We start from the raw sequence: 26473 nt of genomic DNA on the forward strand, positions 1-26473 counted from the left end.
GTCGTTAGCCTTGCGGACCGTAATAGGTGCAGCTCTCGTTGCAGCTGTCGCGGTGGATGCTGACGCGGGTGAGCTTGCCGACATGCGCGAGCCGCTCCCAGACGAAGCGCGACAGGTTCTCCAGCGTCGGTGCGCCCAGCGCCTCGATCTTGTTGAGGAACTTGTGGTCGAGCATCAAGCGCACGTCCTCGATGGACCGCTGGAGCAGGCCGAGATCGACCACCATGCCGGTCGCAGGGTCCGGCATGCCGCGCACCGTCACCTCGGCGCGGAAGGAGTGGCCGTGGATCTCTTCGCTCGCCTCACCAAAGGTCGTTCCCTTCAGCGTATGCGCCGCCTCGAAGCGGAACTGTTTCGTCAATTCCCACATCTGTCCGTTCAGTCCTATCTTATGCCGAGCGATTTATGCGTCTGCACGCTCAGCCGCCATTGCGGATGGCGCAGACAATAGTCGATCGCGCGCGCGGTGTTCTCGATGACCTCCGGCCCGTCCATCGGCTGCAGCGAGAACCGCTCGAAGGCGAGGCTCTCGAACGTCTCGGGCGCGGCGAGGGCCTGCGGATAGACCAGCTTGAGTTCGTGTCCCCGGCGCAAGACCAACTCGCTGCCGCCCTTGGGGCTGACGCAGATCCAGTCGAGCCCCTCAGGCGGGATAACCGTGCCATTGGTCTCGACGCCGATCTCGAAGCCGCGGGCGTGCAGCGCCGCGACCAGGGCGTCATCGACCTGCAGCAGCGGCTCGCCCCCGGTCAGCACCACATAGCGGTTGGCGGCGGTTGCGGTCCATTGCGCGGCGATGGTGTCGGCGAGTTCCACGGCCGAGGCGTAGCGGCCGCCGAGCGTGCCGTCGGTGCCGACGAAATCCGTGTCGCAGAACTGACATGTCGCGCTGGCGCGATCGGCCTCGCGGCCGCTCCAGAGGTTGCAGCCGGCAAACCGGCAAAACACCGATGCGCGCCCGGCATGGGCGCCTTCGCCTTGCAAGGTCAGGAAGATTTCCTTGACCGCGTAACTCACTGGCCTCTCCTCGTCATCTCTAAAGGTGCGGGTTCCGGACCTGCCGGAGCGCCTCGCCCGCGGCCATCGCTGCGGTCATGGCGACATTGAGCGACCGCAACCCTTCGGCGATCGGGATCACCAGTCGCGCATCCGCAGCCTCGACCACCGCGTCGGTGACGCCGGCGCTCTCGCGCCCGAATAGCAGGATGTCCGACGTCTGGTAACGGAAATCGCGGTAGTCCGTGGCGCCTTTGGTGGTGAACAGCAGCAGGCGGGCGCCCTGGCTTTCCCGCCATGCCTCGAATTTCGCCCAGGAATCGTGGCGGGCAATACTGACATGGTCGAGGTAGTCCATTCCCGCCCGGCGGAAATGCCGGTCGGAGACCGGAAAGCCGGCCGGTTCGATGATGTGGGCGGCGATTCCCAGACAAGCGCACAGGCGAAGAATCGTACCGGTGTTCTGGGGGATGTCGGGTTGGAAAAGTGCGATCTGCATGGGCGTTACGGGGTTGGTTGTGGGCCGGAAATGTCTCAATAAAACATCGCTGGCCGCGGAATTCGTGCATTGCACGCTCCCGCGCCGTTAGCGGGCTTGCGCTCGCCCTGCAAGGGTGCCAATAGAACGATTCTGGACTGCTGTTTTCGCCTTGTTCTGGCGGCGACAAGTGAAGTTCTGCCGCCGCGGGGGGCCGCGGGCGCCGGCAGACTGTTCCGGGGACCTTGGGGGCCTCTGGGGTGGTTCCACCGGCTGCATAAGAAGAAAGGGTTGGAATCGTGACGACAGCGTCTTCGGCGGACCATCCGACACGCCGTGATTTCTTATTCGTTGCAACGGGGGCAGCCGCAGCAGTAGGGGGCGCCGCCGCGCTCTGGCCCTTCATTTCGCAAATGAATCCGGACGCCTCGACCATCGCCGCGGGTGCGCCGATCGAGGTCGATCTGAGCCCGGTTGCCGAGGGGCAGGACATCAAGGTGTTCTGGCGCGGCAAGCCGATCTACATCAGCCATCGCACCAAGAAGCAGATCGACGAGGCGCGCGCCGTTCCTGTGGCGAGCCTGCCCGATCCGCAGTCCGACGAGGCCCGGGTCAAGTCAGGGCACGATCAGTGGCTGGTCGTGATCGGCATCTGCACCCATCTCGGCTGCATCCCGATCGCCCATGAAGGCAATTACGACGGGTTCTTCTGTCCCTGCCATGGTTCGCAGTACGATTCGTCCGGCCGCATCCGCCAGGGGCCCGCGCCAGCGAACCTGGCCGTGCCGCCGTACACTTTCGTTTCGGACACCAAAATCCAGATCGGCTGAGCTTCGGACCCGCGTCCGAAGCCTCGAACCGTCTCGTCGTTTTATTTCCTCAGGATCGCATCATGAGCGGACCATCCGACTACCAGCCGAGCAATCCGGCACTGCAATGGATCGAGCGGCGCCTGCCGATCTTTGGTCTCGTCCATTCCTCCTTCGTCGTCTATCCCACCCCGCGCAACCTGAACTATTGGTGGACCTTCGGCGCCATCCTGTCCTTCATGCTGGGGATGCAGATCCTGACCGGCGTGATCCTGGCGATGCACTACACGCCGCATGCCGATCTCGCCTTCAAGTCGGTGGAACTGATCGTCCGTGACGTGAACTATGGCTGGCTGCTGCGCAACATGCATGCGGTCGGCGCGTCGATGTTCTTCTTCGCGGTCTACGTCCACATGCTGCGCGGCCTCTATTACGGTTCCTACAAGGAGCCGCGCGAGGTGCTCTGGATCCTCGGCGTCATCATTTACCTCTTGATGATGGCAACCGGCTTCATGGGCTACGTGCTTCCCTGGGGCCAGATGAGCTTCTGGGGCGCCACCGTCATCACCAATCTGTTCTCGGCCATTCCTTACGTCGGCGAGAGTATCGTGACCCTGCTGTGGGGTGGCTATTCGGTTGGAAATCCGACGCTGAACCGCTTCTTCTCGCTGCACTATCTGCTGCCATTCCTGATCGCGGGCGTCGTCGTGCTCCACGTCTGGGCACTGCACGTCGCCGGCCAGAACAATCCTGACGGCGTCGAGCCGAAGACGGAAAAGGACACGGTGCCGTTCACGCCGCACGCGACCATCAAGGATGGCTTCGGCGTCGCCTGCTTCCTGCTGCTCTACGCCTGGTTCATCTTCTACATGCCGAACTATCTCGGCGATGCCGACAACTACATTCCGGCGAACCCCGGCGTGACGCCGCCGCACATCGTGCCGGAATGGTATTACCTGCCGTTCTACGCGATCCTGCGCTCGATTCCGAACAAGCTCGCGGGCGTGATCGCGATGTTCTCGGCGATCATCATCCTGTGCTTCCTGCCCTGGCTGGACAGCGCGAGGACGCGTTCGTCGAAGTATCGTCCGCTCGCCAAGCAGTTCTTCTGGATCTTCGTCGTGGTCTGCATCCTGCTCGGCTATCTCGGTGCGCAGCCGCCGGAAGGCATCTACGTGATCGCCGGCCGGGTCCTGACGGTCTGCTACTTCGCCTACTTCCTGATCGTGCTGCCGCTGCTGTCGCGCATCGAGACGCCGCGGCCGGTGCCGAACTCGATCTCGGAAGCGATCCTTGCCAGGAGCGGCAAGGCCGTCGCCTCGATCGCGGTCGCGCTCGTCGCTGCCGGTACGCTGTTCGTCGGCACCGTGCAGGACGCCCGCGCCGAGGAAGGCGGCACCAAGCCGCCGGGCAACAATTGGTCGTTCGCAGGCCCGTTCGGCCACTATGACCGTGGTGCACTCCAGCGCGGCCTGAAGGTCTACAAGGAAGTCTGCTCGAACTGCCACGCGCTGTCTTACGTCGCCTTCCGCAACCTCGCGGAAGCCGGTGGTCCCGGCTATTCGGAGGCGCAAGCAGCGGCGTTTGCCTCCGACTACAAGATCAAGGACGGTCCGAACGATCAGGGCGAGATGTTCGAGCGCCCGGGCCGGCCGGCCGACTACTTCCCCTCGCCGTTCCCGAACGAGCAGGCGGCTCGTGCGGCGAACGGTGGCGCGGCGCCGCCCGACCTGTCGCTGATCACCAAGGCGCGTTCCTATGGCCGCGGCTTCCCGATGTTCATCGTCGACTTCTTCAGCCAGTATCAGGAGCAGGGCCCAGACTACGTCGCCGCCGTGCTCCAGGGCTTCGAGGACAAGGTGCCGGAAGGCGTGACCATCCCGGAAGGCTCGTATTACAACAAGTACTTCCCGGGCCACGCCATCAAGATGCCGAAGCCGCTCAGCGACGGCCAGGTGACCTACGATGACGGCTCGCCGGCGACGGTTGCGCAGTACGCTCACGACGTCACCACGTTCCTGATGTGGACCGCCGAGCCGCACATGGAAGCGCGCAAGCGCCTCGGCCTCCAGGTGTTCGTGTTCCTGATCCTGTTCGCGTTCCTGATGTACTTCACCAAGAAGAAGGTCTGGGCCGACTCGCACTGAGCGGCCGGACGCGAAACGAGAATGAAGGAGCCCCCGCAAGGGGGCTTTTTTATTGGACACGCGCGTGTGTTGTTCGATGCGATTGCCTATCGCGTGCCCAGCCGCCAAAGTACCGCCAGCCTCTCCCTCACAAACCATCGGAGGACACCATGGGAACCACGATCACCTTCAAGCGTCCGGACGGCAAGGATGCCTCGGGCTATCTCGCCAACGCCGCACGCGGCAACGCGCCGGGCGTGGTCGTGATCCAGGAATGGTGGGGCCTGTCGGAGCAGATCAAGGGCCTGTGCGACCGCTTCGCGCTTGCCGGCTTCGACGCGTTGGCGCCCGATCTCTACAAGGGCAAGGTGGTGCCGTATCACGATACGGATGCAGCCGGCAAAGAGATGAACTCGCTCGACTTCATGGACGCCACCACGCAGACGGTGCGCGGCGCTACGCAATACCTGTCGCGCAACGGCGCCAAGGTCGGGCTGACAGGCTTCTGCCTCGGCGGCGCCGTCACCATCATCGGCGCGGTGCATGTACCGGAGCTTGCCGCCGGTGTCGTGTTCTATGGCATTCCGCCGGAGCAGGCGGCCAAGCCCGCCGACGTCAAGATCCCGCTCCAGGCCCACTTTGCCAACAAGGACGATTGGTGCACGCCGGAGCTGGTCGACGGCTTCGAGAAGGCCATGAAGGCCGCCGGCAAGTCGCTGGAGCTGTTCCGCTATGACGCCGAGCACGCCTTCGTCAACGAGCAACGCCAGGCCGTGCATGACCGCGAAGCCGCCGAGCTCGCCTGGGGTCGGGCGACGGAGTTTCTCAGGAAGCATCTGGGTTAACCGCCCTTGGCCGTGATGCGGGGAGCTGCCCTTGACGCAGCCCCCGCGCCATGGTGAGTATCCGCCCATGAGCACCGCAGCCCGCCCATCCCGTCGTTGGTGGCGCACCTCCTAAGAGGTGGCCGGTGCGATTTATTCTCCTAAAATCGTCTGAGGTCGCCGGCACAGCGCGGCGGCCTGATCGTTTGTCCTGTGTGGCGTTCCCTCGGCAAGTTTCGTAAGAGGACCCCATGAACAGGACAGTCTTTGCTCTTCCGCCCAGAAGCGACTACGTCACCCGGGGGGGTCTTGCGATCACCCGCGTGGCCGAGCAGTTCACCGGTCACGCCGACCGGCTCGACGATCTCATCAACCTGCTCGACCGCCGCCGTGGCGTGGTATTGTCCTCGGGCACGACCGTGCCGGGCCGCTACGAGAGCTTTGACCTCGGCTTCTCCGATCCCCCGCTCAAGCTCGAGACCGTTGGCACCAATTTCAGGCTGGAAGCGCTGAATGCGCGCGGCGAGGTGCTGATCGCCTTCCTCGCTGACGTCCTGCGCGAACCCTGCGTCGTGATCTCCGAGAAATCAGCCGCGCGCCTTGCCGGTCGCATCATCCGTGGTGATGCGCCGGTCGAGGAAGATCAGCGCACGCGTCGCGCGAGCGTGATGTCGCTGGTGCGCGACATCATTGCCGCCTTCTCGGCCAATGACGACGGGCTGCTCGGTCTGTTCGGCGCCTTCGCCTATGACCTCGTCTTCCAGATCGAGGATCTCGTGCAGAAGCGTCCGCGCGAAAATGACCAGCGCGACATTGTGCTCTATGTCCCGGATCGCCTGCTCGCCTATGACCGCGCCACCGGGCGTGGCGTCGCGCTCTCCTACGATTTCGCCTGGAAAGGGAAGTCGACCGAAGGCCTGCCGCGCGAGACAGCAGAGAGCCCGTATGTGAAGACGGATCGCCAGGGTTTTGCCGATCACGCGCCCGGCGAATATCAGGCCACCGTCGAGACCGCGCGCGCGGCCTTTGCCCGCGGCGATCTGTTCGAAGCGGTGCCGGGCCAGCTCTTCGCCGAGCCCTGCGAGCGCTCGCCGGCCGAAGTGTTTCAGCGCCTCTGCGTCATCAACCCGTCGCCCTATGGCGCGCTGATGAATCTGGGCGAGGGCGAATTCCTCGTCTCCGCTTCGCCGGAAATGTTCGTGCGCTCCGACGGGCGCCGCGTCGAGACCTGCCCGATATCAGGGACGATCGCGCGCGGCACAGATGCAATTGGCGATGCCGAGCAGATCCGCCAGCTGCTGAACTCGGAGAAGGACGAGTTCGAGCTCAACATGTGCACGGACGTCGACCGCAACGACAAGGCGCGCGTCTGCGTCCCCGGCACGATCAAGGTGCTGGCGCGACGGCAGATCGAGACCTACTCGAAGCTCTTCCACACCGTCGATCATGTCGAGGGCATGCTGCGCCCCGGCTTCGACGCGCTTGATGCGTTCCTCACCCATGCCTGGGCGGTGACGGTGACTGGCGCGCCCAAGCTTTGGGCGATGCAGTTCGTCGAGGATCACGAACGTTCGCCGCGGCGCTGGTACGCCGGCGCGATCGGCGCCGTGAACTTCGACGGCAGCATCAATACCGGTCTCACCATCCGCACCATCCGCATGAAGGATGGTCTGGCCGAGGTGCGCGTCGGCGCCACCTGTCTGTTCGATTCCGATCCGGCTGCCGAGGACCGGGAATGCCAGGTCAAGGCGGCAGCGCTGTTCCAGGCACTGCGCGGCGACCCGCCGAAACCGCTGTCGGCGTTTGCGCCTGACGCCACCGGTTCGGGCAAGCGCGTGCTGCTGATCGATCACGACGACAGCTTCGTGCACATGCTCGCCGATTACTTCCGCCAGGTCGGCGCCGAAGTCACCGTGGTCCGCTATGTGCATGCGCTCGCCATGCTCAAGCAGAAGAGGTGGGATTTGCTGGTGTTGTCGCCAGGGCCGGGCCGCCCGGAGGATTTCGGGATCAAGAAAACCATCGACGCGGCGCTGGAGAACAAGCTACCGGTGTTCGGCGTGTGTCTGGGCGTGCAAGCGATCGGCGAATATTTCGGCGGCGAGCTCGGCCAGCTCACCCATCCGGCGCACGGAAGGCCGTCGCGGGTCCAGGTGCGGGGCGGACGGCTGATGCGCAATCTGCCGAACGAGATCGTCATCGGCCGCTATCACTCGCTGTTCGTCGAGCGCGACAGCATGCCTGATGTGCTCAACGTCACCGCCAGCACCGAGGACGGTGTTGCCATGGCGCTGGAGCACAAGACCCTGCCGGTCGCCGGCGTGCAATTCCACCCGGAATCGCTGATGTCGCTCGGCGGCGAGGTGGGCTTGCGAATTGTCGAGAATGCGTTCCGGCTGGATGCGCCGGTCAATTGAGAGGCACCAATGACCTTTGAGCACGATTTGAAGGCGAGCGTCCGCACCATCGCCGATTATCCCAAGCCGGGGATCATGTTCCGCGACATCACGACGTTGCTCGCGGATGCGCGCGCCTTCCGTCGTGCGGTCGACGAGCTGGTCAATCCGTGGGCCGGCAACAAGATCGACAAGGTTGCCGGCATGGAGGCGCGCGGCTTCATCATCGGCGGCGCCGTGGCGCATCAGCTCTCGGCCGGCTTCGTGCCGATCCGCAAGAAAGGGAAGCTGCCGCACACCACCGTGCGGATCGCTTATTCGCTCGAATACGGCATCGACGAGATGGAGATGCACATCGACGCGATCCAGCCCGGCGAGCGCGTCATCCTCGTCGACGATCTCATTGCCACCGGCGGCACCGCGGAAGGCGCGGTGAAGCTGCTGCGCCAGATCGGCGCCAATGTCGTGGCCGCCTGCTTCATCATCGACCTGCCCGACCTCGGCGGCGCCGCCAAGCTGCGCGCCATGGACGTGCCGGTGCGCACGCTGATGACGTTCGAAGGGCATTGAGAAATCGTGGCGATCGCCGATCGCTTCGGCCTTCAGCTCGGCCCGCCAGTTGTGCCCTGCGTTGCTTCAGCAGCGCGTTCCTGAGATAACCGCTCTCCTCGTCCTCCAGACGCTCGCATTGGCCGAATGTCGGGCCGGCCTTGCCATGGGCGTTTCAGGCGGCCTGGAGGCTGCGCGAGGGACGGTCGGTGTAAATATCACCCGGATAAAATATTCAGGGCCGCTGCAGGATCAGGCTGAGCTCGAGCTCGCGGAAGGCGAGGTAATTCCGCCGGATCCACTGGTGCAACTCGGTCGAGGAATCCTTCTCCTGGCGCAGATAGCCGGTGAAGGAGAAGCTCAGGCGGTCGATATAGGTTTTGAGGAAGCCGGGCAGCGCGGGCAGGCGGAACAGGCGGCCGCCTTCCATCGCGGGTGGCAGCTCGCCGCGAATGACGAACTCGTTGTCGACGGTGATCAGGTTCATCCGCGGGATCTGCCCGCGCAGCATCTCATGGGCGCGGGCCGAGACGCGGTCGGTTTCGGCGACGAACAGGATCTGAGGCGCGACATGCCGGCGCGCCGCCTCCTTCAGCAGGCCGATCTCGTCCGTCATCTTGAAGAACTCGTCGAAGGCGTGGAAGCCGAGGTCGATGACCTTGGCGAGACCGTCATCGACGATGACGCGGTCCATCAGCTGCATCTTGCCGTAGGTATCGATCACATCAGCGGTTTCAGTGACCTTCGGCAGGTAATCGAGCAGCGACGGCTCCTTCAGATTGACGTCGAAGGCGGCGACGTTGCCGTTCTTGAGCAGCAGGAATTCACTCAATAGCCGCGCCAGCAGCGTCTTGCCGACCTGCGGGCGGGGCGAGCAGATGATGTAAACGGGTGTCGCTGGCATCGGCTGCTATATCAGGCCAAGTCACCGCCCAATCCAGCCGTATCAGCCCGGCCTTCGCAACTATTTTTCGCTGTTGCGGGTGACGGGTTTCGAGCCGACGATGTCGGTGAGGCGGATGCGGTCGAATTCGCTCCAGACGTTGGCCAGCCAGTGCCGGACATAGCCGCGCAGCACGAAGGAGTAGTTCGCTGCCTCGTCCTGGATGCCCTTGTTGGCGACGAATTTCAGGAACGGCACCGAGGACACCTCGACCTGTTCATAGGCCATTTCGTTGAGCTTCGGAATGGTCAGCTCGGTCGCGTCCTTGATGCGGTGGAAGTAGGAATTGTAGGTCGCCTGGTCCCACTGGAAGAACTGGGTGTCGTTGATGAAGTTCTTCACCAGGAAATATTTCGCACCGGACATGAAGCCGGCCGTCTCCGCGATTTCCTCGAGCGAGGCGATCGAGGGTCCGAGGATGTGGAACACGGCGAAAGTGATCTGCCCGGCTTTGGCGGCGTCGAGGAAGCCGATGTCGCGCAGCGAGGCGAGCGCGGGCGAGAGCAGGCCGGCGCGCACGTCGATCACGGTGACGGAAGGGCTGACAGCGTTGAGCGTGTCAAAGATCTTCATCTGGTCCGCGGTCGTCGTCATGTCGACGATCTCGGTGATGTCAGGGTGGAAGCGTTTCAGCGTTCCCCGCGGCGACTCCGTATCGAAGGCGCGCGTCGGCACGTTGTTGGCGGAAAAATAATCGAGCAAGGTACGTGACACCGTGGTCTTGCCGACCCCGCCCTTGTCCGCGCCCACCACCACCACTGCCGGCTTTGCCATCGCTGTCCCCTCACGCGCCCCCGATCGCGAGATTGCAATCGGCCGGGCCCAAATCGGTGTCCCGAGTCTGCTGTTGGGCGCGAACATGGCAGAAACAAGGGAGAATTCAAATCCTGCGGCACGCAGTAGCTGCAATTCCCGGAGTTTTTCTCGGGCGCTGTGATTTCGCTGCAAATTGCAGAAGATTCACGCTCAGTGGCGACCCCAAGGACCCATGGTGTTGCTGGAAGGATTGCCGAACGGATTGCCGGCCGCAGTTCCGGAAGCGCCCGGCGCCGGCACGGGCGGTGGCGTGGCCCGGCTGCCTGCATCGTTCCACGGTCCCTGTGGCAGCGGCGGCGGGGCGTCCCGTTGATCGGCCTGCGCCTCCGATTGACCCGCGGCGGACTGTTCCGTCTCATCGTCATCGGATGGCGGTGGCAGCGGACCGGGATCATGGCCGCCGGCGAATTTGACCAGCGCGTCGACGCGGGACTGCACCGACGGGTGGGTCGCGAACAGATCCGAAAAGCCTTCGCGCGGATTGTCCAGGCACATCTCCATCACCGCGGAGGTCGCGCCCGGTAGTTCGCCACGGCCTTCGATCTTGCGCAGCGCGGAGATCATGGCGTCAGGGTTTTTGGTCAGCTCGACCGCCCCCGCATCGGCGAGATATTCGCGCGAGCGCGACAGCGCGAGCTTGACCACCTGCGATACGAGCCAGGCCACCACGATCAGCACGACGGCGATGATGATCACGATGATCGCGCCGCCGCCGGAATTCTTGTTGTCGTTCGACGACGAGGACGAGCGGGACGACGATGAGGAGGAAGAACCTGACGACCACGAGCCGCCGCCGGAGCTCCAGCTCAGATTGGTGAACAGGCGGAAGAACAATTCGCCGAAGAAGCCGACCACGCCGGCGATAATCACGGCGACCACCATCAGCTGCACGTCGCCGTTCCTGATGTGGGTCAGCTCGTGGCCGAGCACCGCCTCGATCTCCTGGTCGTTCAGCGCCTTCAGGAGGCCTGTGGTGACGGTGACGGCATATTGCCGCGGATTGAGGCCGGTCGCGAAAGCGTTCAGCGCCGGAGAGTCCATGATCTTCAGCTTCGGCATGGTGATGCCGCGCGAGATGCAGAGATTTTCCAGCAGATTGTAGAGCCGCGGCTCCTCCTGCCTGGTCACGTCACGGCCGCCGGTCACCGCGTCGATCATCGACTGGTGGAAGAAATAGGCGATGACGATCCAGGCGATCGCGCCAGCCGTCGCAAAGGGGAGGGCGACGATGAGGTCGTGGAAGGCGCGGCTCAGATAATAGGCGACGGTCTGGTTGCCGTTGATGACGACCTCGGCGACCAATGCGCCGGCATAAACCAGCACATAGACCAGCGCGAACAGGCCGGCGAGCAGCAGCATCGAACGTAACTTGTTCGAGGCGATGTGCGTGTAGAGACCATACGCGGCCATGACGCGTTGTCCTGCCGGCCGATCGGCTCAGATCAGAATTTCACCTGGGGCGCAGCCTCGACTTCGGTGCGGCTGGCGCCGAGATCGAAGAAGTCCTTCCTGGTGAAGCCGAACATTCCGGCGAACAGCGCGGCCGGCATCTGCTGGATGCCGGTGTTGTATTCCTGGACCGCGTTGTTGAAGAAACGGCGGCTCGCCGCGATCTTGTTCTCGAGGTCGGAGAGCTCGGATGCGAGCTGCTGGAAATTGGCGTTGGCCTTGAGGTCGGGATAGGCCTCCGACAGCGCGATCAGCCGCCCCAGCGCGCCGGAGAGCTGGTTCTCCGCGGCGGACACCTGCGCCGGCCCTTGTGCCGACATCGCCGAATTGCGCGCCTTGATGACGTCGTCGAGCGTGCCGCGCTCGTGCGCCGCATAACCCTTCACCGTCTCGACCAGGTTCGGAATCAGGTCATGACGCTGCTTGAGTTGGACGTCGACATCGGCAAAGGCCTGGCCGACGCGCTGTCCCAGCGCCACCAGCCGGTTGTAGGCGCTGAAGGCGAACAGCACGAGGACGACGATGACGCCGAGAACGATCCAGCCGGTCGACATGGAGAACTCCTGGAAGGAAATTGGAGCGGACAGCCTAAACTAAAATGGGCCCGGGAAGAGCCCCGCGCGGAGGGAAGGTAAGACTTGGTCGGGTCGGGCGCCATCCGAGTTCAAGGGAAAAGCGGGCAACGACGTTAACTTTCGGACAGGACGGCGCCGCCCCAGCGCCACCGCCGTGCGCCCGCATAGGCAGCCTTGTCGCGCCGCGGGACCTTGGCGAGTTCGACACCGTGGCCGGTGCAGAGTTTTGCCGTGATCTCGGCCTTGCCGACATCGGGCGGCGCCAGCACGCGTGCGGCGCGGATTGCCGGCGCGGAGCGAGTCAGCGCGACATAGATGAAGCGCTCGTCCTCGAACGGCACCTCGGCGCCCTTGATCTGGCGATGCGCCTGCGAGCGCGGCAGGCGCTGATTGAAATGGCACCAGTCGGGCGCGACGAGCGGGCAGGGCTTTTCGTGCGGGCAGGGCGCCGCGACATGGGCGCCTGCCGCGATCAGGTGTTGGCGCAGCGCGAGGATGCGGGCATAGCCGGCGGGCGTGCCGGGCTCGATCACGACCAACGCGTGGCGCGCTTTGGCCCACATTGTCTCCGTAAGCTTGCGCTGGTCGCTCTCGCCGAGCTCGCCGATGACGTAGCTCGCGACGACGAGATCGGCTTGCGAGGCCTCGGCGAGGCTCGTGACTGCATCGCCGGGCAGATAGCGGCAATCCGACAGGCGCGTGCTGTCCTGCGCGAGTTCGAGCGCGAGCCGGCTCAGTGTGGCGTTGGCGTCGAGCAGGGTGAAATCCCGCAGCGACGAAAACGCCTCTGCGGCAGCCCAGCTTGCGGTGCCCGGACCCGCGCCGACGTCGAGCAGGGTTTCCGGCGCGAAGTCTGGCGCGATTTCGGCGAACGCGCTCAGGCTTGCGGCGACGGCGGCGTAGGTTGCCGGCATCCGCGCCAGCGCATAAGCGAGGGCATCAGCTTCGGACTTGATCGTGCCGGAGCCGCCACCGGCGCGATAGGTGGTCGAGATTTTCTGCGAGCGCTGCGCAGCGTCGTTGCGCGAAAAACCCTGCAGCCTGGCCTCGAGCGCGGCCTTGAGTTCGGTGGGGAGGGTGGGTGCGATCATGTTGGCCTACCGTCATCCGGGTGCTCGCGTCGCGAGGATCGGAATGACGGCAGAGATATCACGCCACGTTCTGGTCGAGAATGTCCACGGCCTCGGACAGGCTCACCGAGACGAGCTGGGAGACGCCGCGCTCGGCCATGGTGACACCGAACAGCCGGTTCATCCGCGCCATCGTGATCGGGTTGTGCGTGATGATGACGAAGCGCGTGTCGGTCGAGCTGGTCATCTCGTGCAGCAGGTTGCAGTACCGTTCGACGTTATGATCGTCGAGCGGCGCGTCGACTTCGTCCAGCACGCAGATCGGCGAGGGGTTGGTCAAGAACACCGCGAAGATCAGCGCCATCGCCGTCAGGGCCTGCTCACCGCCCGAAAGCAGCGACAGCGTCTGCGGCTTCTTGCCCGGCGGCTTGGCGATGATTTCGAGACCGGCTTCGAGCGGATCGTCGCTCTCGATCAGATGCAGCGCGGCCTCGCCGCCGCCGAACAGCTCGACGAACAGGCGCTTGAAGTGGTTGTTGACGACCTCGAACGAGGTCAGCAGCCGCTCGCGCGCCTCCTTGTTGAGGCTCTGGATGCCCTGGCGCAGCCGCTTGATGGCCTCGACGAGGTCATCACGCTCGGTGACCAGGCCGGTGTGCTGGGTCTCGACCTCCCGCAGCTCTTCCTCGGCGCGCAAATTGACGGCGCCCAGGCGCTCGCGGTCGCGGCGCATCTTTTCGAGGTCCTCCTCGATGTCATGCAGCGGCGGCAGCTCGGCGCCGGGCTCGATCTCGGCAAGGCCGGCGACGGCCTGCGGCTCGACTTCGAGCATGTCGCGGATCTCGCGCTCGATGTCCTCGAGCCGGCGCCGCGCGCTTTCCATGCGCTCCTCGGCCCGCGCCGTGGCCTCGCGGGAGCTGGAGAGCGCTTCGAGCGTCAGCTTGGCGACGCGATCGGTCTCGGCCATCGCGGTCTCCGCAGTGGCGAGCGCGTCGGCGGCCATGCGGCGGTCGTTCTCGGCGTATTCGATCTCGGTGATCAGCGCGCTGCGCTTTTCAGCAAAGACAGCGGGCGCGTTTTCGAGTTCGCTGCGCTCGATCGTGAGCTCGGCGATACGCGCCTGGATGGTGTCGATGTGGGAGGCCGCGCTTTCCTTGCGGTTCTGCCACTCGGTGCGCTCCGCGAGGATCGCCTGGACACGGCGGTCGGCCAGCTCGGCCTCGCGCGCCAGGGCCTGCGCTTCGGCGCGGACCTGGGCTGCGATGCGGCGCTGGCCTTCGATGTCGCTGCGGACGGCGGCGAGACGGGTTTCGGTGTCCTCGCTCGAGGGCAGCTCGCTGATGCCGGCCTCGGCGTATTCATAGGCGGCCTCGGCTTCGGCCCGGTCGGCGGCGAGCCGGCTGTGCGCTTCCGACAGCGTCGCCTTGCGCGCGGCATGACGGCTGATCTCGCGCTCCGCGTTGGCATGGCGCTCGCGCGCGACGTTCAGCTCGCGCTGCGCGGCGCGCCAGGCTTCGCGGGAAGCGCCTTCGGTGCTGGCGGCCATCTGCAATTCGGACTCGGCATTTTCAAGCGCCTGACGCTTGATCTGCGCGTCGATGCGGGCCTGCTCCAGCTCGTTCTCGATGTCGACGAGGCGGGCGCGTTCGGCAAGGCGCCGTGCGGCCCCGGTCGGGGCGTGGGCGGCGGCGACAAAGCCGTCCCAGCGCCAGACGTCGCCCTCGGGCGAGACCAGCCGCTGGCCGGTCTTGAGCTGCGAAACCAGCTCGGCACCACGCTCGCGCGGCACGACGCCGATCTGCGCCAGGCGGCGTGTCAGCTCGGCGGGCGCCTGTACGTGGTTTGCGAGCGGGGTGACGCCTTCGGGCAGCTCCGGATCGCCCTCGGTGACGCCGGCGTTGGTCCAGCGCATCGGCGCCGAGGGATCGACCGGCGCGTCGAGATCATCGCCGAGGGCTGCGCCGATCGCCTTTTCAAAACCCTTGTCGACGGTGATGCCGTCGATGATCGGCGGCCACAGATTCTTGGTCTCGCCGTTGACGATCTTGGAGATCGTGCGCGCTTCGGTATCGAGCCGCTGCACGCGCTTGTCGGCTTCGACCAGCGGCGAGCGCGAGGATTCCAGCGCCTGCCGCGCGGCGACATGTGCGGCCTCGCTCGCCTGGGCCGCGGCTTCGGATGCCGCAAGGGTCTGCTCGGCGGTCTCGACCATGGCGGTCAGCTCGTCGAGGTCACCAAAGCCGCCGGTGTCGGCGGCCAGCTTCTGCTCTTCCGCTGCGACATTCGCGATCTCCTGGTCGAGACGGGAGAGCTTGTCGCGGTGGGTGCGGACGTTGGCCTCTAACTGGTTGCGCTTGGCGGTGAGGTCGGCGAGCGCGGTGGTGAGCTCGGCGAATTGCTGTTCGGTTTCGCTCAGCACCGCCTCGGCTTCGCCGACGCGCTCGTCGACGCCGGAGCGCTTCTCGACGCGCGACTTGATCTCTTCCTTCAGCTCGGCGTCTTCGGTGTCGAGCCGCTGCAGCGCGACGTCGGCGTCCATGGTTTGTTGCTGAGCACGGGAGATGTCGCCTTCGAACTGGGCGAGGCGGCGCTCGAGCTCGGCGACGCGCTCCTTGGCGCGCTCTTCCTCGCGGTCGAGCAGCTCGCGGGCATTGGTCAGGCGCTGAAGGCCTGCGGCGGCGCGCGCTTCGGCATCGCGCAGCGCCGGCATTTCGGCGGCGCGGATCGCCTGGATGCGGGCGGCTTCGGCCTGGTGCTGGGTGCGCTCAGCCATCTCGCGCACGGCGAGATCATGGGTGCGGCCTGACTCGTTGACGTCGGCATGCGCGCCGATCCAGCGCAGATGGAACAGCGTGGCCTCGGCCTTGCGGACCTTGGCCGCGACCTCGCGATAGCGCACGGCCTGGCGGGCCTGCTTCTTCAGGCCTTCCATTTGCCCCGAGAGCTGGCCGATCACGTCCTCGACGCGGGTGAGGTTGGTCTCGGCCGCCTTCAGCCGCAGCTCGGCCTCGTGGCGGCGGGCGTGCAGGCCGGCGACGCCGGCAGCGTCTTCCAGCACGCGGCGGCGCTGCTCGGGCTTGGCCTGGATGATCTCGCCGATCTTGCCCTGGTGGACCAGGGCCGGTGAACGTGCGCCGGTCGCGGCATCCGCGAACAGGATCTGCACGTCGCGGGCGCGCACGTCGCGGCCGTTGATGCGGTACACCGAACCGGCTTCGCGCTCGATGCGGCGGGAGATTTCGAGAATCTGGCTGTCGTTCATCGCCGCCGGCGCGCTGCGATCGGCATTGTCGATCGTCATCGTCACTTCGGCGTGGTTGCGCGCCGGACGGTTGCCGGAGCCGGCGAAGATCACCGCGTCCATGTCGGCGGCGCGCAAGCTCTTGTACGAGGTTTCACCCATCGCCCAGCGCAGCGCTTCGACCAGATTCGACTTGCCGCAACCGTTGGGGCCGACCACGCCGGTGAGGCCCGGCTCGATGACGAAGTCCGTGGGCTCAACGAAAGACTTGAAGCCGTGAAGGCGCAGGCGGGTGATTTTCATAAGCACGCATCTCTGTTGGCAGGCGCGAATCCCCCTGCCTGGACAATACCATGAAAGGCAATGTCGCTGTCTGGGCGAGTCGCGCGGGGCGCCTCATGCGGCGGACAATGGCCGCGGTGTGCCGCGAGGGCAACCGGCGAAAGCCGCTTTTCCCAAGGGATTTATGCCGGGGAAGATACGGCTTTCGAGATGCGAATCAGGATCTTGACGAGCGAATCAGCTCTTCAGCAGCGGGTTGATCTTCTTCGCGAACTCCTCGAACGAGGCCTCGCCTTTGATCTTCTCGCCGTTGATGAAGAAGGTCGGCGTCGAATCGACCTTCAACACGTCGCTGGCATATTTCTGGTCGGCGGCGATCTTGTCGAGCAGCGACTGGTCCTTCAGGCAGGCTTCGACCTGCTGCTGGGTGAGGCCGGCCTGCTTGCCGATCCGCGTCAACGTCTCCGTGGTGTTCTTCACCACCCAGTCGCTCTGCTGGCGGAACAGCATGTCGGTCACCGCAAAGTACTTGGCCGCGTCGTCCTTGGCGATGCAGCGCGACAGCATCGAGCCGGCGGCGGCTTTGATGTCGAGCGGGAACTCGCGGAAGACGTAACGGATCTTGCCGGTGTCGATGTACTCCGACTTGATCTTGGGGAACACCTGCTCATTGAAGGCCGCGCAGTGCGGGCAGGTCATCGAGGCGTATTCGGTGACGGTGACGGCGGCGTCCTTCGGACCCAGCGCCATGTCGGGGAGCGACACCGGCTTGGCAACGTCGGCCGCGGACTGCGCCATTGCTTCCGAGATGAACCGCAGCGGCGACAGCCCGGCGAGCGCGGCAAGACCGGTCAGCGACAGCATCGTGGTGAAGGCGCGGCGGGTGAGGATCAAGGTCGGCTCCCGAATTGGCTGGTCTTGCCCGAAGTTCCCATCCGGGCGGCCTGTCGCTAGCTCGAAACGTGGTTTGAGGCAATGGCGAGCGGCAAGGACGGGTCCAGATTAGCCAGGGAATGAGGCTCAATTTCGCTTGATGGCGGCTCCGAGCCGCGCCAGCGCCGTCTTCAGTTCTTCATCTTCGATGTCTCCCAGGCTTTCCGCCACCTTGGCGACGGCCTTGGGGTCCGGCGGCCCGGGCCGCACCGGGCGCGGCGGACGCGACAGCGGGGCCTGGCGGAAGGCGAGCTTGCCGACGGCGCTCCAGCCGAAGAAACGGTTGACCCGCTCCAGGATCACGTCGGCGGAATGCTGGATCTCCAGCGCCATCGGGCCCTCGACCCGCAGCACCAGCGTCGCCGGCTCCTGCGGCTGGCCCTCGACCGGCCGGGGCCATTGCATCTTCAGCGGCTCGGCATGGGCGGCGATCTCCGGTCCAGCAATCTGCTCCCACCGCGTCACCAGCTCGCGCGCGGCAAACCCCTGCTTGGCGTAGGCCTCGGCAAAGACGTCATTGAGCAGGATGCCGAGCGGCTTGGCGCTGACGGGGCCGGGTTTGAAGATGGGGCCGAATTTGGAGCCGAATTTGGACATGGGCCTTTATAGCACTTTAGCGGTTTGGCCGCATGCGCTTCGCTGTCATGGCCGGGCTTTGTGCCGCCTGCGCGGCCGAAGCCGCTTCGGCGAGGCGGAGGCCCGGCCATCCACGTTCTTCCTGCGAAGAAAGACGTGGATGCCCGCGACAAGCGCGCGCGTGACGTGGAGAGATCGGTATCAGGTCACTACAGTAACAGCATGAGCCCGAAATCCGCCCTCAAGGCAAAGTCGGAACCAGTTCTGTCGGGAGTTTCGGCCCGCCCCGCACTGCTGCTCGCCTGGTACGACCGTCATCGCCGCAAGCTCCCCTGGCGCGCGGCGCCCGGGGAAACGTCCGATCCCTATCGCGTCTGGCTCTCCGAAATCATGCTCCAGCAGACCACGGTGAAGGCGGTCGGCCCTTACTTCGAAAAATTCGTCGCGCGCTGGCCTGAGGTGACGGCGTTGGGAAACGCCTCGCTGGACGAGGTGCTGCGGATGTGGGCCGGGCTCGGCTATTATTCGCGCGCGCGCAATCTTTATGCCTGTGCGGTGGCGGTGACGCGCGAGCACGGCGGTGTCTTTCCCGATACGGAGGAGGGGCTGCGTGCGCTACCGGGCATCGGTCCTTACACCGCGGCAGCGATTGCGGCGATCGCGTTCGATCGCCACACCATGCCTGTCGACGGTAATATCGAGCGGGTGGTGTCGCGCCTGTTTGCGGTCGAGGAAGAGCTGCCGCAGGCGAAGCCACTGATCCGGCAACTGGCGGCAACGCTGCTGGCGAACTCCCGCGCCGGCGACAGTGCGCAGGCGCTGATGGATCTGGGCGCCTCGATCTGCACGCCGAGGAAGCCGGCCTGCGCGTTGTGTCCGTTCACTGCTGATTGTACGGCGCGCGCGCTGGGAACGCAGGAGACGTTTCCACGCAAGGCGCCGAAGAAGGGCGGGACGTTGCGGCGTGGCGCTGCCTTCGTGGTCACACGCGGCGACGAACTGCTGGTCCGCTCGAGGCCTGAAAAGGGCTTGCTCGGTGGCATGACGGAAGTGCCCGGCTCGGAATGGCGCGTCGAACAAGATGACGTGGCGGCAAAACAGCAGGCGCCTCAACTGAAGGGATTGTCGCGCTGGCAGCGCAAGGTCGGCGTGGTTGCCCACGTCTTCACGCATTTCCCGCTCGAGCTCGTGGTCTACACCGCGAAGGCCGAAGCGCGTACCCGCGCGCCCGAGGGCATGCGCTGGGTGCCGATCGCGACGTTGGCAGACGAGGCGCTGCCCAACGTCATGCGCAAGGTGATTGCGCACGCGCTGTCGTCGGGTCGATCGTCCTGACAACACGCTGGCAGCAGCGCTGCGCTATCAGCGCGCGAAACGGAAGCTGCCAATGGTCAAGACTGCGCTCGACAATTTCAAGAGGCCGCCTTGCGCCGAGCTGCTCGGATGGCGCCTGCTCGATGCCCGTCCCGAGGACGGCTGGATCAGGCTCGGCTTCGAGGGCAAGCCTGAGTTCTGCAACCCCGCCGGCTTCATCCAGGGCGGCATGCTTTCCGCCATGCTCGATGACACGATGGGCCCGGCCGTGCTGGTGATGAGCGAGGGCCGGCTCTACACCACGACCATCAGCATGACCGTGAACTTTCTCGGCCCTGCAAGGCCCGGACCGATCATCGGTGAGGCCAAGGTGACGCAGCTGGGCAAGACGATTGCGTTCGTCGAGGCCAGGCTGATGGCGGAGGACGGCACGGTGCTGGCGACGGCGAGCGCGAGCGAGCGGTTGCTGGAGGCGGCGCGGGTGGTGAAGTGACTGAGAGCTAGTCACGCGCTCCACTTCCTTCTCCCCTCCTGGGAGAAGGCGGTGCGAAGCGCCGGATGAGGGTTGCTTCAGCAAGCTCAAATGCAAGCGCGTCATTGGAGGCAACCGCTCACCCAAGTGAGCCTGCGTCCACCAGCGTCGCTGCCCTCTCCCACAAGGGCGAGGGCGCATCAACTCGCATCTCGCTCCGTGCAGAAAACTCACACCCCCACGCGCGCGTCCTTGCTCACGATCGGCGGTTTCGCATTCAGCGCTTCGACCTGGAAGCCCGCGACGCGCTTGTAGTTGGCGGCGATGTCTTCCAGCTCCTTTTGCGACAGCACGTCGGTGACGTTTTCAAAGCCGTCGGGCGCGCGTTCCTCGACGAGCTGCATCACCTGCTCCGGGCCGTTCCTGCGGTTGAGCAGCACGAGATCAGTGGTTGCCGGCCGTCGCTCGGCCTCATAGGCTTGCAGCGCCGCCTGTGTCGGGCCGTGCGCCAGGATCTCGCGGGTGATGGTGCGGGCATCGAGGATCGCCTGCGAGGCGCCGTTCGAGCCGATCGGGTACATTGGATGCGCGGCATCGCCCATCAGCGTGACCTTGCCGAAGGTCCATTGCGACACCGGATCGCGATCAACCAGCGGATATTCATAGGCGTGCGGGCAGTTCCTGATCAGGCCGGGCACGTCGAGCCAGTCGAACTGCCAGCTCTCGAACCAGGGCAGGAACTCGTCCAGCCGCGCGGTGCGGTTATAGTCCTCGCGCCGCCACTGGTAGGTCGGCGGCATGTGGCGCTCGGCGACCCAGTTGATCAGATGATTGCCTGATGCGTCCGTTTCCTTGGAAATCGGGTAGCAGACGAATTTCAGGATCTCATGGCCGGCCATGATCATGGTGCGGCCGGTGAGGAAGGCCTTTGACGGCGTCACGCCGCGCCAGAGGATGCGGCCGTTCCAGATCGGCGGTCCCTCGTCGGGATAGAGTTTTTCTCGCGCGGCGGAATGGATGCCGTCGGCGGCGACCATGATCGCGCCGTCGCAGGTGCCGGCAGGTTTGCCGGTTGCCCGGTCGACGAAGTCGGCGCGCACGCCATTGGCCGTCTCGGTCCAGCCGGCCAGATGATGGCTGGTGAGGATATTGTCGCGGCCGAGCCGCTCGACCGCGGTATCGAGCAGCAGCTGTTGCAGCGTGCCGCGATGGATCGAGAATTGCGGCCATTTGTAGCCGGCTTCCAGCCCGCGCGGCTCGCTCCAGATCGGCTTGCCGTGCTTGGAGAAATAAGCGAGCTCGCGGGTGCGCACGCCGCTGGCATCGAGCTTGTCCATCAGGCCGAGCTCGATCAGCTCGCGCACCGCATGCGGCAGCACGTTGATGCCGACGCCGAGCGGCTTCAGCGCGGCCACGCTCTCGAACACTTTCACGGGAACGCCGATTCCATGCAGGCTGAGCGCAAGCGTCAGCCCGCCGATGCCGCCGCCGGCGATGAGTACCGTCATGACAAACCCCTCCGATAGCAGGCGTCTTGGCACAGGCGGGCGGCGGTGGGCAACTGCGAAGAGCAGCCGTGCTATGGACCTGATGGTCCACAGCCGTTAACTTCCGGCTTTCCCATGAGGTTCGACATGCTCAAGCTCTACTACGCCACCGGCACCTGTGCGCTCGCCACCTACATCACCCTGGAAGAAGTCGGCGCGGACTACACGGCTGAACGGCTGAGCTTCAAGGACAACCAGCAGAACAGCCCTGAATATCTCGCCATCAATCCGAAGGGCCGCGTGCCGGCCCTTGTGACGGACCGCGGCGTCCTCACCGAGACGCCGGCGATGCTGGCCTACATCGCGCAAATCTTCCCCAAGGCGAAACTCGCGCCGCTCGACGATCCCTTTGAGTTTGCGCAGGCGCAGTCGTTCAACTCCTACCTCTGCTCGACCGTTCATATCAACCATGCCCACAAGTTACGCGGCGCGCGCTGGGCGACGCAGGAAAGCTCGTTCGCCGATATGAAGGCGATGGTGCCGAAGACCATGGGCGCCTGCTTCTCCCTGATCGAGCAGAGGATGTTCAGGGGGCCCTGGGTGATGGGCGATCAGTTCACCGTCTGCGACCCCTATCTCTACACGCTCTCGACCTGGCTCGAGGGCGACGGCGTCGACATCAACGCCACGCCGAAGATCGCGGATCACTTCAAGCGCATGTCGGACCGGCGCGCCGTGCGCAAGGTGATGGACGCGCAGAAGGCGTGAGAGCGCAGGTCTCGTAGGGTGGAATCCACCCTACGCGCCCTTCTTGTCCAGCTCCCGTCCCGTCTCGAGCATCAGCCGCCGCAACCAGATCGAGCCGGGATCCATCTGCGCCCGCGTCGGGTGGAACATGAACTGCTCGTCGATGCCGGGATCGAGCGGCGGCGTCACGGTGACCAGCCCGAGCTGCTTCGCCAGCGCCGTGATCAGCCGGCGCGGCACGAAGGCGACGAGGTCGGTGCGCGCGGCGACGTGCAGCGCTTCGAGATAGCTCGGCACCACCAGCGAGACATGCCGCTCGATGCCTTTGCTGCGCAGCCAGGTATCGATCAGATCCTCAGCATTGCCGCGGATGACCACGCCGACATGGCGCGCAGCGAGGAACGTCTCGCGGCGCTTCAGCTTTGGCGCAAGCCGATGGCCGCGCCGCACCGCCAATGCGTCGCTGTCGGTGTAGAGCAGCTGGCGGTGAAAGCCCTTGAAGGCGTTGCCGATCGAGATCACGAGGTCGATAGTGCGGGCGAACTCGGCGTGGAAGATCGCCGGTCCCCGCCACGGCACGACGTCGATGCGGACGTTGGGCGCAAGGCGCGTGACCTTCTCCATCAACGGCGGCATCAATAGTTCCACCGCGAGGTCAGGCATCATCAGACGGAAGGGCCGTTCGCTGCGCGCGGCGTCGAACTCGTCAGGCACGAACAGCCCGCGCACCTGGTCGAGCGCCTGCGCCAGCGGCGCGCGCAGCGCTTGCGCCCGCGGCGTCAGCTCCATCCGCGCGCCGGTACGCACCAGCAGCGGATCGCCGAAGATGTCGCGCAGGCGCTGCAGCGCATGGCTCGTTGCCGGCTGCGACAGCGAGATGCGCATGGCGGCACGGCTGACATTGGCCTCGCGCAGCAGCGCGTCGAGCGCGGTCAACAGATTGAGGTCGAGCGAATTCAAATTCATGAGGTGAATAGATATCATATCTACTATCGATTTGCAGAATTCTCGTCGCGCAGTGATGTTCTCCGGGTTGCCACTTCAGGAGATGCCGCCATGAGCGCGAACGCCAACAAGAAACTGATGCAGGATATTTTCGCCGCCGCCGCCGACCCCGATCCGTCGGCGCGCGATCGCGCGCTGTTCACCGCAAGCCTCGCCGACGACGCCAAATGGATCGTCACCGGTCAGTATTCCTGGTCGCGAACCTTCGCGGGCAAGGACGCGATCCTCAACGATCTGCACGGCTATGTCCGCTCCCGCCTGCGCGACCGCACGCGCACGATCGCCGAGCGCTTCATCGCCGATGGCGACATCGTCGTGGTCGAGGCCAAGGGCGACAACGTCACGCCCGAGGGCGTCCGCTACGACAACGACTATTGCCTCGTGTTCCGCCTTGTGGACGGCAAGATCAAGGAGATCCGCGAATACTGCGACTCGGTCCTGACCGAGACGGCGCTGGGCCGGTTCCCGCAAGCCCGGCCCGATCAGGAAGGATACCATTAACAAGTGTACTTCATGGTGCTGCCGCGGAGCGCGAGTCGCCGTGGGGGCGTTCGGCTGCTCGACTTCTTGGGGGCGGCATCATGCCGGGCATTCGTTTGAGGATCAGGGGACGTCTTTACGCCGGGTTTACGGCTCTTGCCGCGGTGGGGCTGGTCATGGCCCTGGTTGCGGTCTGGAACCTTCGGGCCGTCCAGGACCAGGTCGCGAGAATGTCGGCTTTCTCGGACCATGCAGCGCGCGTTCGGGAGATATCGATCCATCTCCAGGCGCTGCAGCGGGCCAATCTGCGCTATATCTACGATGCCAACGAGCCCGCCTTCAAGGAGGCCGCAGAACACGAGGCGGAGACGGTCGCGTTGCTGAAAGCGCAATCGGCGGAGTCGTTCTCGGAGGAGCGGCGCAAGATCTACGATGGTTTGATCGGCGATATCACCAAGCTGCAGTCGCTGCGCGAGCGCATGGGCGCCGCGGTCAAGGAGACGACGAAAGGCAAGGCCGCCCTGCTGCCAGGTGGCGAGGAACTCAACGCCAACGCCGGCAAGCTGGTCATCGCGGCCCATGGAACCCACGATACTGAGATCACGGGGCCCGTTGGCGACCTCGAATCCAAGATATTGCAAGCTCGTCTCGCGAGCTGGCGCTTCCTCGCCATGCGCGATTCCAAGGCAACCTCGACCTTCAGAGCCAATACCGAGAGGGCGCAGCAACGGATCACGGCGCTCCAGGAGGCCGGTCTGCCCGAGCAGGTCAAGTCCGCGCTCGCCCCGGTGAAGACCTCGCTGACCGCCTACCAGGCGGCGTTCGAGGCGACGTCCGCCGCGATCCTTGTGGCCGACGAGACTTTCCGCAACAACATCGCGCCCCTGATCGCTGCAAGTATCGACAAGCTCAAGGTGGCGGATTCCGAACTCACGGCCGAGTCCCAGAACACGCGGACGATCGCCGCCGGCGTGATCGCCCGCACGACATGGATTCAGGAGGCGGCAGGCGGTCTCGCCGTTCTGTTCGGCGCGATCGTCGCCTTCCTGATCGCCCGCAGCATCGTCGGGCCCCTGACCGCGATGACGCGCGCGATGGGGCGTCTCGCCGGCGGCGATCTCGCGGTCGAGATTCCCGGGCGCGGCAACAGGGACGAGATCGGCGACATGGCCAAGGCGATCGACGTGTTCAAGACCAACATGAGCGACACCGAGCGGCTGCGGCATGAGCAGACCGAGGCCGAGGCGCGGCAGGCCGAGGATCGCAAGAAAGACATGGTCCGGCTCGCCGACCAGTTCGAGCAGGCGGTCGGAGAGATCGTCGACACCGTGTCGTCGGCCTCGAGCGAGCTCGAAGTCTCCGCCGGGACGCTGACCGCGACCGCGACCCGCGCCCAGGATCTCTCGACGGACGTCGCCTCCGCCTCGCAGGAAGCCACCGCCAACGTCCACGCCGTTGCCTCCGCCACCGAAGAGCTGTCCTCCTCCGTGAGCGAGATCGCGCGTCAGGTCCAGGAATCGGCGCGCATCGCCAGCGAGGCCGTGGGGCAGGCGACCAAGACCAATGCCCGCGTCGGCGAGCTCTCCAAGGCGGCCGCCCGCATCGGCGACGTTGTGGAGCTGATCAGCACCATCGCCGGCCAGACCAATCTCTTGGCGCTCAACGCCACCATCGAGGCGGCGCGCGCCGGCGAAGCCGGCCGCGGCTTTGCCGTGGTCGCTTCCGAAGTGAAGGCGCTGGCCGAGCAGACCGCAAAGGCCACCGGCGAGATCGCCCAGCAGGTCTCCGGCATTCAGGCCGCCACGGAGGAGTCCGTCGGTTCGATCCGCGAGATCAGCGGCACCATCGAGCGTCTCTCGGAAATCTCATCGGCCGTCGCCGCCGCTGTGGAAGAGCAGGGCGCGGCCACGCAGGAGATCTCCCGCAACGTCCAGCAGGCGGCCCATGGCACCCAGCGTGTCGCGACCAATATCGGTGACGTCCAGCGCGGCGCGACCGAGACCGGCTCGGCCTCCTCGCAAGTGCTCACGGCGGCGCGCTCGCTGTCTACGGACAGCAACCGGCTGAAGGTCGAGGTCGCAAAATTCCTGAACTCGGTCCGCGTCGCCTGAAGCTCAATCAACAACGAAAAGGCCAGCGCGTGCGCGTGGCCTTTCATCGTGACGCGATGTGATCAGGCCAGTTTCGCCGTCATGTGCTTGAACATGTTGGCGCGCGCCTCGTCGTCCATCTCGGCCTTGAAGGCGAACTTGTCCTTCAGCGCGAGCGCGCGGCCGGCGGCCGGCCGCGCCGAGATCCCGTCGATCAGCCGCTTCACGTTCGGGTAGCGCGCAAAGGCGTCGTCGCCGAGCTTGAACGGCACCATCCGTGCCCAGCCCCACAGCGCCATGTCGACGATGGAGTAGGCGTCACCGACCATGTAGCTGCGCGCATTGAGGTGACCGTCGAGTATTTTGTAATGGCGATCGGTCTCGTACTGGTAGCGGTTATGGGCGTAGTCGTGGTTCTGGTCCTTTGGCGCAAAATGCTTGAAGTGCACCGCCTGGCCCGAATACGGCCCGACGCCCGTGGCCACGAACATCAGCCAGGACAGCAGCTCGGCGCGGTTGGCGGGCAGGAACTTGCCGGTCTTCTCGGCGAGATAGAGCAGGATCGCGTTGGAATCGAACACGATCGTGCCGTTGTCGTCGATCGCCGGCACCTTGGCGTTCGGATTGATCTTCAGATAATCAGGCGTGAACTGCTCGCCCTTGCGGGTGTCGATCTTCACCGGCTCGTACGCCAGCCCGGCCTCCTCGAGGAAGAGCGCGACCTTGGTCGGGTTCGGCGATCCGTTGAAATAGAATTTGAGCATCTGGCGTCTCCCCAGTTCTGGTGGTCACGGGCGGCCCTCTCATGCCCGAAC

Annotated in this window: 24 protein-coding genes; 10 read left to right on the top strand and 14 right to left on the bottom strand. The window is 65.2% G+C overall.

Annotated features, from left to right (window positions below; genetic code table 11):
• Positions 1-4 precede the first annotated feature (4 nt).
• Genes ACVIIW_RS18730 through ACVIIW_RS18740 form a run of 3 tightly spaced genes read right to left on the bottom strand, consistent with a single transcriptional unit; the run spans position 5 to position 1495 of the window.
• Positions 5-370, bottom strand: coding sequence for a 6-pyruvoyl trahydropterin synthase family protein (locus ACVIIW_RS18730; RefSeq protein WP_456702067.1), 366 nt, complete (start codon positions 368-370; stop codon positions 5-7).
• A 14-nt stretch (positions 371-384) separates the two neighbouring features.
• Positions 385-1017: a 7-carboxy-7-deazaguanine synthase gene (gene queE / locus ACVIIW_RS18735; RefSeq protein WP_456702068.1), complete on the bottom strand. Its 633-nt coding sequence runs from the start codon at positions 1015-1017 to the stop codon at positions 385-387.
• 19 nt (positions 1018-1036) lie between these two features.
• Positions 1037-1495, bottom strand: coding sequence for a tRNA (cytidine(34)-2'-O)-methyltransferase (locus tag ACVIIW_RS18740; RefSeq protein WP_456702069.1), 459 nt, complete (start codon positions 1493-1495; stop codon positions 1037-1039).
• Positions 1496-1773: 278 nt separating this feature from the next.
• On the opposite strand from ACVIIW_RS18740, the gene petA reads away from it, so the two are divergent.
• From petA to ACVIIW_RS18765, 5 genes are all read left to right on the top strand, one after another.
• On the top strand, positions 1774-2304 hold the full coding sequence (gene petA, locus ACVIIW_RS18745) for a ubiquinol-cytochrome c reductase iron-sulfur subunit (RefSeq protein ID WP_092227410.1): 531 nt from the start codon (positions 1774-1776) through the stop codon (positions 2302-2304).
• 62 nt (positions 2305-2366) lie between these two features.
• The gene (gene fbcH, locus ACVIIW_RS18750; protein ID WP_456702070.1) at positions 2367-4430 is read left to right on the top strand and encodes a cytochrome b/c1; all 2064 of its coding nucleotides are present in this window, start codon (positions 2367-2369) and stop codon (positions 4428-4430) included.
• A gap of 149 nt (positions 4431-4579) precedes the next feature.
• On the top strand, positions 4580-5254 hold the full coding sequence (locus ACVIIW_RS18755) for a dienelactone hydrolase family protein (protein WP_456702071.1): 675 nt from the start codon (positions 4580-4582) through the stop codon (positions 5252-5254).
• A 230-nt stretch (positions 5255-5484) separates the two neighbouring features.
• The gene (locus tag ACVIIW_RS18760) at positions 5485-7650 is read left to right on the top strand and encodes an anthranilate synthase component I (RefSeq protein ID WP_456702072.1); all 2166 of its coding nucleotides are present in this window, start codon (positions 5485-5487) and stop codon (positions 7648-7650) included.
• Positions 7651-7659: 9 nt separating this feature from the next.
• A complete protein-coding gene (locus ACVIIW_RS18765; protein WP_092227414.1) occupies positions 7660-8199 on the top strand; it encodes an adenine phosphoribosyltransferase in 540 nt (179 codons plus the stop codon).
• Positions 8200-8413: 214 nt separating this feature from the next.
• Here the strand turns inward: ACVIIW_RS18765 and ACVIIW_RS18770 are convergent, their stop codons facing one another.
• The 8 genes from ACVIIW_RS18770 to ACVIIW_RS18805 form a co-directional block, all read right to left on the bottom strand.
• Positions 8414-9082: a hypothetical protein gene (locus ACVIIW_RS18770; RefSeq protein ID WP_456702073.1), complete on the bottom strand. Its 669-nt coding sequence runs from the start codon at positions 9080-9082 to the stop codon at positions 8414-8416.
• Between the two features lie 60 nt (positions 9083-9142).
• Positions 9143-9895: a P-loop NTPase family protein gene (locus tag ACVIIW_RS18775; protein ID WP_092227416.1), complete on the bottom strand. Its 753-nt coding sequence runs from the start codon at positions 9893-9895 to the stop codon at positions 9143-9145.
• A 192-nt stretch (positions 9896-10087) separates the two neighbouring features.
• On the bottom strand, positions 10088-11347 hold the full coding sequence (locus ACVIIW_RS18780) for a M48 family metalloprotease (protein WP_456702074.1): 1260 nt from the start codon (positions 11345-11347) through the stop codon (positions 10088-10090).
• 32 nt (positions 11348-11379) lie between these two features.
• Positions 11380-11940, bottom strand: coding sequence for a LemA family protein (locus ACVIIW_RS18785; RefSeq protein WP_456702075.1), 561 nt, complete (start codon positions 11938-11940; stop codon positions 11380-11382).
• A gap of 134 nt (positions 11941-12074) precedes the next feature.
• Positions 12075-13052 (bottom strand): small ribosomal subunit Rsm22 family protein, encoded by a 978-nt coding sequence (locus ACVIIW_RS18790; protein ID WP_456702076.1) that lies wholly within the window; start codon positions 13050-13052, stop codon positions 12075-12077.
• A 58-nt stretch (positions 13053-13110) separates the two neighbouring features.
• Positions 13111-16575 carry a chromosome segregation protein SMC gene (gene smc / locus ACVIIW_RS18795; RefSeq protein WP_456702077.1) on the bottom strand — a complete coding sequence of 1155 codons (3465 nt, stop codon included), beginning with the start codon at positions 16573-16575 and terminating at the stop codon, positions 13111-13113.
• Positions 16576-16791: 216 nt separating this feature from the next.
• A complete protein-coding gene (locus tag ACVIIW_RS18800) occupies positions 16792-17448 on the bottom strand; it encodes a DsbA family protein (protein WP_456702078.1) in 657 nt (218 codons plus the stop codon).
• A 126-nt stretch (positions 17449-17574) separates the two neighbouring features.
• Positions 17575-18084 (bottom strand): DUF721 domain-containing protein, encoded by a 510-nt coding sequence (locus tag ACVIIW_RS18805; protein WP_456702079.1) that lies wholly within the window; start codon positions 18082-18084, stop codon positions 17575-17577.
• A 201-nt stretch (positions 18085-18285) separates the two neighbouring features.
• Between ACVIIW_RS18805 and mutY the strand changes: the two genes are divergently transcribed.
• Positions 18286-19398 (top strand): A/G-specific adenine glycosylase, encoded by a 1113-nt coding sequence (gene mutY, locus ACVIIW_RS18810; protein WP_456705194.1) that lies wholly within the window; start codon positions 18286-18288, stop codon positions 19396-19398.
• Positions 19399-19450: 52 nt separating this feature from the next.
• Positions 19451-19870, top strand: a complete 420-nt coding sequence (locus ACVIIW_RS18815; protein WP_456702080.1) for a PaaI family thioesterase — start codon at positions 19451-19453, stop codon at positions 19868-19870.
• A gap of 209 nt (positions 19871-20079) precedes the next feature.
• Here ACVIIW_RS18815 and ACVIIW_RS18820 read toward each other — a convergent pair whose 3' ends face one another.
• On the bottom strand, positions 20080-21357 hold the full coding sequence (locus ACVIIW_RS18820; protein WP_456702081.1) for a flavin-dependent oxidoreductase: 1278 nt from the start codon (positions 21355-21357) through the stop codon (positions 20080-20082).
• 126 nt (positions 21358-21483) lie between these two features.
• Here ACVIIW_RS18820 and ACVIIW_RS18825 point away from each other — a divergent pair, with 126 nt between their 5' ends.
• A complete protein-coding gene (locus ACVIIW_RS18825; RefSeq protein ID WP_456702082.1) occupies positions 21484-22104 on the top strand; it encodes a glutathione S-transferase family protein in 621 nt (206 codons plus the stop codon).
• A 30-nt stretch (positions 22105-22134) separates the two neighbouring features.
• On the opposite strand, the gene ACVIIW_RS18830 is transcribed toward ACVIIW_RS18825, so the two are convergent.
• Positions 22135-23049, bottom strand: coding sequence for a LysR family transcriptional regulator (locus ACVIIW_RS18830; protein WP_456702083.1), 915 nt, complete (start codon positions 23047-23049; stop codon positions 22135-22137).
• A gap of 90 nt (positions 23050-23139) precedes the next feature.
• Between ACVIIW_RS18830 and ACVIIW_RS18835 the strand changes: the two genes are divergently transcribed.
• Together ACVIIW_RS18835 and ACVIIW_RS18840 are read left to right on the top strand one after the other, a co-directional pair.
• A complete protein-coding gene (locus ACVIIW_RS18835) occupies positions 23140-23589 on the top strand; it encodes a nuclear transport factor 2 family protein (protein WP_456702084.1) in 450 nt (149 codons plus the stop codon).
• A gap of 80 nt (positions 23590-23669) precedes the next feature.
• The gene (locus ACVIIW_RS18840) at positions 23670-25679 is read left to right on the top strand and encodes a HAMP domain-containing methyl-accepting chemotaxis protein (RefSeq protein WP_456702085.1); all 2010 of its coding nucleotides are present in this window, start codon (positions 23670-23672) and stop codon (positions 25677-25679) included.
• A gap of 62 nt (positions 25680-25741) precedes the next feature.
• Here the strand turns inward: ACVIIW_RS18840 and ACVIIW_RS18845 are convergent, their stop codons facing one another.
• Positions 25742-26422, bottom strand: a complete 681-nt coding sequence (locus tag ACVIIW_RS18845) for a glutathione S-transferase family protein (protein ID WP_456702086.1) — start codon at positions 26420-26422, stop codon at positions 25742-25744.
• Positions 26423-26473: the final 51 nt, after the last annotated feature.

This window comes from Bradyrhizobium sp. USDA 4449, from assembly GCF_054056275.1.